Consider the following 7,949-nt stretch of genomic DNA (forward strand, 5'->3'; position numbering starts at 1 on the left):
GACACCCGGTCCAGCACCGCCACCTCCTCAGCCACCCGCAACGGCTGATGCAACGGCAACACCAGAATGTTCGTCCCCACCCGCATCCGCTCAGTCCGCCCCACCAACACCCCCGCCATCACCAACGGCGAAGGCAACATCCCATCCCCGGTCAAGTGATGCTCAGACAACCAAGCCCCCGCGAACCCCAATCCCTCGGCCCGCACCACCTCCTCAACCGTCTCCCCGCCGTACGCCCCCTCCCGGACATCCACCAACACCCCGAACTCAACACCCATCCACCCACCGTCGCTCAACCATGCAGCGTCGGTCCAATGCCAACTCCCCACCCACTGCATGCGGGACGAACATGGTTCAGCTGAGCCAGGTTGGTCTCAGGGGGAAGTGAGCGTCGGCGCTGTTGTCCAGTTTCACGGCGAGGACCTGGTGGAGTTGGGTGGTGTTGCGTTCGAAGCCCACTCGGCAGGCGGCGAGGTAGAGGCCCCAGATCTTGGCGGTGGCGTAACCTACTTCGGCCACGGCTTCGTCCCAGTGGTGGACGAGGTTGTCGGACCAGGCGGCCAGGGTGAGGGCGTAGTGCTCGCGGAGGTTCTCCTCGTGGCGGACCTCGAAGCCGGCGTCCTGGGCCTCGGTGATGATGCGGCCGGAGCCGATCAGCTCGCCGTCGGGGAAGATGTAGCGGTCGATGAAGGCACCCACCGGGCGGTAGCGGTTGTCCGGCCGGGTGATGCTGTGGTTGAGCAGCCGGCCGCCCGGCTTGAGGCGGTCGAGCAGGAAACCGAAGTACGCCGGGTAGTTGCGGACGCCGATGTGTTCGGTGAGGCCGATCGAGCTGATCGCGTCGAAGTCGCGTTCGGCGACGTCACGGTAGTCGAGGAAGCGCACCTCGGCCCGGTCCTCCAGACCCTCGCGCTTGATCGCCTCGGTCGCCCACTCGGCCTGGGCGGCCGACAGCGTGACGCCGAGCGCCTGGACGCCGTACTCGCGGGCCGCGTGCCGGACCATCCCGCCCCAGCCGCAGCCCACGTCGAGCAGTCGTTGTCCTGGGCGCAGATCGAGCTTGCGCGCGACCAGGTCGTACTTCTCGTACTGCGCCTGCTCGAGCGTCGCGTCCGGCGACGGGTAGACCGCGCACGTGTACGTCATCGACGGGCCGAGGATCCACTCGTAGAAGGTGTTCGACACGTCGTAGTGGTGATGGATGGCTGCCCGGTCCCGGGTCCGCGAGTGCCGCAGGCCCTCGAACGTGCGGCGCCACCTCGGCAGGTGCTCCTGCGGCGGCGGAGGCGGCGGCTTCAGGTGGCTCCAGCCCAGACCGCGGACGATCCGCAGCGCCTCGGCCGGCGCCGGCCGCCGGAAGTGCACCTGGTTGAGCATCATCTGCATCAGCGCGTACGGGTTGCCCGGATGTACGCCGGTCATCTCCAGGTCGCCCATCACGTACGCACGGACCAGTCCGAGGTCGCCGGGCGCGGTCAGCACGTAGGAGAGTCCGCGCTCGGAGGCGAGATGCATGTGGACAGACGAGTCTTCGGGTCCGGTCGCGCTGCCGTCGTACGCCGTGAACCGGAACGGCAGCCCGTCCGGCGTCACGGTCGTCAGTGCCTCGGCGATCGAGACACGGGTCTCGAGGGTGGTCATCGGCGTGTCACCGCCTTCTCGTAGAGCCCGGTGAGCCGGGCGTCGGGGTCGTAGCGTTTCTTCACCTCGGTCAGGGCCGGAACGTTGTAGAGCCGGTCGAAGGTGTCTCGGTCGTAGTACGCGTCGGAGTAGAGCGATTTGTGGCCGTCGAAGTCGGCGACGGCCTGCTCGATCCGGCGGTTCACGTCGCCGTCGCGCGCGCCGGGAGCGATCGGCACGGTGCCCCAGAAGCCGACGTTGACGTACGTCGTTCCCGGCTCGAGCGGGTACAGCGGCCAGGACGCCGCACCGCGGAGCCGCAGCGGGCACAGCCAGACCGGACGCATCCCGACCTCGGCGTCGAACCAGCGCAGGAACGCGGACAGCCGGCCGACCGGGATCTCGACGTCCTGGACGACGCGCTCACGGTCAGGGTGGCCGCGGCGCCGGTTGATGCGCGCGGCGACCTGGTGCCGGTTCTCGAAGGCCACGATCTTGTGGAATACTTCGCTGCGCCGCCAGCGCCGCGGCCAGAGCCGCCGTACCAGTGGCTTCTGCGCACCGAACGCGGCCGAGCACCAGAACCAGTCGGTGTCCCAGCGCCACAGGTAGTCGTGCGCGGTCAGGAAATCGGTCCCGCGCTGCTGGATCGAGCGGTAGTAGATCTGCTGCCCGGTGTAGTCGCTCGCCTTCCCCCGCGACGAGGACGGCACCGCGGCGTCGCTGTTGCGGCCCAGTGTCAGGTACGCCTCGGACGGGCTGAACGCGACCCCGTCGACGAAGTGCACCGGTTCGCCGTCGTACATGCCGGAGGCAACGATCTCCTCGATCGCCGGCGCCAGCCGGTCGAGGCCGAGCCGGACGTGCCGGAGCGCGACGTACGGCGAGATCCGGTCGAGCTCGATCCTCAGCCGGGTGGCGTACCCGAGGGTGCCGTAGGAGTTGGGGAAGGTGCGGAACAGGTCGGCGTGCTCACCCTCCGGCCGGGCGGTGACGACGGCGCCGGCGCCGGTGAGGACATCGAGCTCCAGCACCGACTCGTGCGGCAGCCCGGCCCGGAACGACGACGACTCGATGCCGAGCCCGGTGACCGCGCCGCCCAGCGTGATGGTCTTCAGCTGCGGCACGACCGTCGGCGTCAGCCCGTGCGGAAGGGTTGCGGCGACCAGATCCTCGTACGTGCACATGCCCTGGACGTCGGCGGTCCGCGCGGTCGGGTCGACGCCGATGACCCCGGTGAGCCCGGACACGTCCAGCCCGGGCCGGTCGATCTCCGTCCGCGGCCGGAACAGGTTCGAACTGCGCTTCGCCAGCCGGACCGGCTCCCCCTGCGGGATGCGCTGGTACGACGCGCGCAGTCGGCCCACGGCCTGATCGTGATCGACGGTCCTGGCCAGATCCGATGTCGAAGGCACCGATCCAATGTACGACGAACCTGTGGACGGCGGGAGGAAATTGCCGGACCGGGGCGGTGGCGCAGGAAATTGTCCGGCCGGCCGAGTAGGTTCTGGGACATGGCTGATCACGTGCTGGCATGGCTCCCGTGGAAGGACGCGGACTCCACCCTCGGCGGAGTGCCCGCGGGATTCGACGTGGAGTGGTACGCCGGTGGCGAGCGGCCGGCGTCGCTCGACCGGGTGGAGTTCTACGTCCCGTCGTACATGGGCGGCTCCGACGTGGTCGAGGTGGTCCGCGACATGCCCGCGCTGAAGGTGGTCCAGCTGCAGACCGCCGGCTTCGAGAACGTGCTGCCACACCTGGCCGAGGGCGTCACCTTGTGCAACGCCCGCGGGGTCCACGACGCCTCGACCGCCGAGCTCGCGGTCGGCCTGATCCTCGCGTCGTACCGTCGTCTCCCGCGTGCGGTCCGCAACCAGGACCAGCAGCTCTGGCCGGCGTCGTACGACGAGATGGACGACTCGCTCGCGGACCGGACGGTGCTGATCCTCGGGTACGGGTCGATCGGGGAGGCGCTGGAGCGGCGGCTGGCGGGGTTCGAGTGCGAGATCATCCGGGTCGCGCGGCGGGCGCGGGAGGGCGTGCACCCGGTCACCGAGCTGCCGGAGCTGCTGCCGCTGGCCGACGTCGTCGTCGCGCTGACGCCGGCGACCGCCGAGACCCGCGGGCTGGTGAACGCCGAGTTCCTGGGCCGGCTGAAGGACGGCGCACTGCTGGTGAACGTCGCGCGCGGTGTCATCGTCGACACCGACGCCCTGATCGCCGAGCTGGCGACCGGCCGGATCCGGGCCGCGCTGGACGTGACCGATCCCGAGCCGCTGCCCGCGGGGCATCCGCTGTGGTCGGCCCCGAACGTGCTCGTCAACCCGCACCGCGGCGGTGCCTCGACGGCGTTCGCGCCGCGGGTGGCCCGGCTGGTGCGGGCGCAGCTGGAGCGGTACGCCACCGGCGAACCATTGATCAACGTGGTGGGGGGTCCACCGCGATAAGGGAGGACGACGATGTCCGAAGCCGTACTGCTGATCGGGACCAAGAAGGGGCTCTGGATCGGGCGCAGCGACGCAGCGCGCCGGAAGTGGAGCCTCGACGGGCCGGTGCCGCAGTTCGAGATGCAGGGTGTGTACGCGGTCGGGATCGACACCCGGGGCGACCGGCCGCGGGTGTTCGCCGGTGGGACGAGTGAGCACTGGGGTCCGGCGGTGTTCCACAGCGACGACCTCGGCAAGACCTGGGACGAGCCGCCGGAGGGCTCGATCGGGTTCCCGAAGGACGCCGACACCTCGCTCGAGCGTGTCTGGCAGATCCAGCCAGGCCCGCCCGGCCAGCCAGGTGTCGTGTACGCCGGGTCGCAGCCGTCGGCGCTGTGGAAGTCGACCGACGGGGGCGTGACGTTCGAGCTCGTTCGCGGCCTGTGGGACCACCCGCACCGCAAGGAGTGGGGCGCGGGGTTCGGCGGTCAGGCGGTGCACACCGTGCTGCCGCACCCGACCGATCCGGGCCAGGTCAGCGTGGCCATGTCGACCGGCGGGGTGTACCGGACGACCGACGGCGGCGCGTCGTGGTCGCCGGCCAACAAGGGGATCAAGGCGTACTTCTTCCCCGACCCGTATCCCGAGTTCGGTCAGTGTGTCCACAAGCTGGCCGCGCATCCCGACGTACCGGAGCGGATGTTCGCGCAGAACCACCACGGCGTCTACCGGTCCGAGGACGGCGGGACGACGTGGGAGTCGATCGCGGACGGGCTGCCCTCGGACTTCGGGTTCCCTATCGCGGTGCACCCGCAGGAGCCGGAGACCGTGTACGTCTTCCCGCTGGTCGCCGACGGGAACCGGATCCCCACGGAGGCGAAGTGCCGGGTGTTCCGGTCCCGCGACGCCGGGTCCACGTGGGAGCCGCTGTCGGACGGGCTGCCCGACGTGCCGTCGTACGCACCGGTCCTCCGGGACGCCCTGTGTACGGACGCCGCCGAGTCGGCCGGGGTATACGTCGGTACGCGGGACGGCTGCGTCTACGCCAGCGCGGACGCGGGCGACACCTGGACCGAGGTCGCGCGGCACCTCCCGGACGTGCTGACCGTCCGCGCCGCCGTAGTGGGCTGAGATGGCGATCGGGGTCAAACTGCCGGCCGTGCTCAGACCGTTCGCGGGCGGCGCCGAGCGGGTCGAGGTCGACGGCGCCACCGTCGGCGAGGTCGTCGCCGCCCTGGACCCGGTCCTGCGGCGACGGCTCACCGACGAGCAGGGCGCCGTCCGGCGGCACGTGAACATCTACCTCGGTAACGACAACATCCGCGATCTGGACGGGCTCGGTACGCCGCTGACCGACGGCGACGAACTGATGATCCTGCCCAGCGTCGCCGGCGGCTGAGACCGGTACCGTCGGTCGGCATGACTGACGTGATCCTGCTGACCGGTTCGCCCGGGTCGGGCAAGACGACCGTGGCCGGGCTCGTCGCCACCGGCGCCGGGCGGCCGACGGTGCACCTGACCACGGACGAGTTCTACCGGGCGATCCGGACCGGCTTCATCGCGCCGTACCTGCCGGGATCCGAGCGGCAGAACACGATCGTCGTCGGCGTGATCGTCGCGGCGGTCACGGCGTACGCGCGCGGTGGGTACGACGTGGTCGTCGACGGTGTCATCGGTCCGTGGTTCCTGCCGCCGTTCCGCCGGGCCGCGGCGGACGAGGAGTGGTCGCTGTCGTACGTCGTCCTGCGGCCCGATCTCGAGACCACGCTCGCCCGCGCGCAGGGCCGGGCCGCCGGCGAGCTGAAGGACGTCGACGCGGTCATCGGGATGCACCGCGCGTTCGCCGACCTGGGCGAGCTCGAGCGGCATGTCCTCGACACCACCCAACTCGACGCCGCCGAGACCGCGGCCGAGGTGCGCAAGGCAGTTGCCGCAGGCACCTACCGCCTCAGTGCCGGAACAACCGGACCCCGGTCTGCGACAAGCTGATCCCCAGCTCGGCACAGGCCGCAGAGACCTCGTCGGACCGGACCGACTCACCTGGCTCGGCGAGGTGGCGGACGACGCCCTGCTGATAGGTCCGCTCGCCGGTGGTGCTCCACCCTCGCCAGTCGCGGTTCGTCGGGAGCTTATTGCACGAAGGTGCGCACCGGCTCGGAGCGGGGTGAGATCGGCCCGTGGTGCACCTCTGAGGTGTCTCCCATCCGTCCACGCTCCCGCCGGCGGCGTCGACCGACAACTAGAGTGAACTCATGGTCGATGTGAAGCCACGCAGCCGGACAGTGACCGACGGACTCGAGGCGACCGCGTCCCGCGGCATGCTCCGGGCGGTCGGGATGGGTGACGACGACTGGGCGAAACCGCAGGTCGGGGTGGCATCGAGCTGGAACGAGATCACCCCGTGCAACCTGTCCCTCGACCGGCTCGCGACGGCGGTGAAGGAGGGCGTGCACGCCGCCGGTGGGTACCCGCTGGAGTTCGGCACGATCAGCGTGTCCGACGGCATCTCGATGGGCCACGTCGGCATGCACTACTCGCTCGTCAGCCGGGAGATCATCGCCGACTCGGTGGAGACCGTGATGGAGGCCGAGCGACTGGACGGCTCGGTCCTGCTGGCCGGCTGCGACAAGTCCCTGCCCGGGATGCTGATGGCCGCGGCCCGCCTCGATCTGGCCGGCGTCTTCCTGTACGCCGGGTCGATCATGCCCGGCAAGCTCGGCGACAAGGACGTCACGATCATCGACGCCTTCGAGGCGGTCGGTGCCTGTGTCCGCGGCCTGATCACCCGGGACGAGGTCGACGCCGTCGAGCGCGCGATCTGCCCGGGCGAAGGCGCCTGCGGCGGGATGTACACCGCGAACACGATGGCCGCGTCCGCCGAGGCGCTCGGGATGTCGCTGCCCGGTTCGGCCGCTCCGCCCGCGGTGGACCGGCGGCGCGACGGCTATGCCCGCAAGTCCGGTGAGGCCGTCGTCGGCCTGTTGCGGAAGGGGATCACCGCGCGGCAGATCCTCACCAAGGAGGCCTTCGAGAACGCGATCGCCGTGGTGATGGCGCTCGGTGGCTCGACGAACGCCGTACTGCACCTGCTCGCGATCGCGCGGGAGGCCGAGGTCGAGCTGACCCTGGACGACTTCAACCGGATCGGCGACCGGGTGCCGCACCTCGGTGACCTCAAGCCGTTCGGCCGGTTCGTGATGACCGACGTCGACCGCGTCGGCGGGATCCCGGTGGTGATGCGGGCGCTGCTCGACGCCGGCCTGCTGCACGGCGACTGCCTGACCGTGACCGGGAAGACGATGGCCGAGAACCTCGCCGACATCGCGCCGCCGGACGTCGACGGCGTGATCATCCGCGCGCTGGACAAGCCGATCCACGGCACCGGCGGGATCACCATTCTGCACGGCTCGCTCGCGCCCGGGGGTGCGGTGGTGAAGAGCGCCGGCTTCGACTCCGACGTCTTCGAGGGCACCGCGCGGGTGTTCGACGGCGAGCGTGGCGCGATGGACGCGATCGCCACCCTGGTCCCCGGCGACGTGGTGGTGATCCGGTACGAGGGCCCGAAGGGCGGCCCGGGGATGCGCGAGATGCTCGCGGTCACCGGCGCGATCAAGGGCGCCGGCCTCGGCAAGGACGTCCTGCTGCTCACCGACGGCCGCTTCTCCGGCGGTACGACGGGACTCTGCGTCGGCCACGTCGCGCCGGAGGCCGTGGACGGCGGCCCGATCGCCTTCGTCCGTGACGGCGACCGCATCACCCTCGACGTGAAGAACCGCACCCTCGAGCTCCACGTGGACTCCGAGGAGCTCGCGAACCGCCGCCAGGGCTGGGCGCCGAAGGCCCCGGCCATCACCAAGGGCGTGCTCGGGAAGTACACCCGCCTGGTCCGCTCCGCCTCCGAAG

Annotated in this window: 8 protein-coding genes; 5 read left to right on the top strand and 3 right to left on the bottom strand. The window is 70.6% G+C overall.

The window, feature by feature from the left end:
- The 3 genes from E1218_RS33570 to E1218_RS33580 all read right to left on the bottom strand — a co-directional run.
- The coding region (locus E1218_RS33570) for an LLM class flavin-dependent oxidoreductase (RefSeq protein WP_165949536.1) at positions 1-278 on the bottom strand (278 nt) is incomplete at its 3' end.
- A 76-nt stretch (positions 279-354) separates the two neighbouring features.
- Entirely contained in the window at positions 355-1,641 is a 1,287-nt protein-coding gene (locus E1218_RS33575; RefSeq protein WP_132327075.1) for an SAM-dependent methyltransferase, read from the bottom strand.
- Entirely contained in the window at positions 1,638-2,987 is a 1,350-nt protein-coding gene (locus E1218_RS33580; protein ID WP_132327081.1) for an FAD-binding oxidoreductase, read from the bottom strand. The genes E1218_RS33575 and E1218_RS33580 overlap by 4 nt, the downstream gene beginning before the upstream one ends.
- Positions 2,988-3,134: 147 nt before the next feature.
- On the opposite strand from E1218_RS33580, the gene E1218_RS33585 reads away from it, so the two are divergent.
- The 5 genes from E1218_RS33585 to ilvD form a co-directional block, all read left to right on the top strand.
- Entirely contained in the window at positions 3,135-4,067 is a 933-nt protein-coding gene (locus E1218_RS33585) for a 2-hydroxyacid dehydrogenase (RefSeq protein WP_132327076.1), read from the top strand.
- A gap of 12 nt (positions 4,068-4,079) precedes the next feature.
- Entirely contained in the window at positions 4,080-5,177 is a 1,098-nt protein-coding gene (locus tag E1218_RS33590) for a WD40/YVTN/BNR-like repeat-containing protein (RefSeq protein ID WP_132327077.1), read from the top strand.
- Position 5,178: 1 nt separating this feature from the next.
- Positions 5,179-5,445: a MoaD/ThiS family protein gene (locus E1218_RS33595; RefSeq protein WP_132327078.1), complete on the top strand. Its 267-nt coding sequence runs from the start codon at positions 5,179-5,181 to the stop codon at positions 5,443-5,445.
- Between the two features lie 20 nt (positions 5,446-5,465).
- Positions 5,466-6,035, top strand: coding sequence for an AAA family ATPase (locus E1218_RS33600; RefSeq protein WP_132327079.1), 570 nt, complete (start codon positions 5,466-5,468; stop codon positions 6,033-6,035).
- A 263-nt stretch (positions 6,036-6,298) separates the two neighbouring features.
- Positions 6,299-7,949, top strand: a 1,651-nt coding sequence (gene ilvD / locus E1218_RS33610; protein ID WP_132327080.1) for a dihydroxy-acid dehydratase, incomplete at its 3' end; no start/stop codon positions are given.

Origin of the sequence: Kribbella turkmenica (genome assembly GCF_004348725.1) — a bacterium.
Taxonomy (GTDB): Bacteria; Actinomycetota; Actinomycetes; order Propionibacteriales; family Kribbellaceae; genus Kribbella; species Kribbella turkmenica.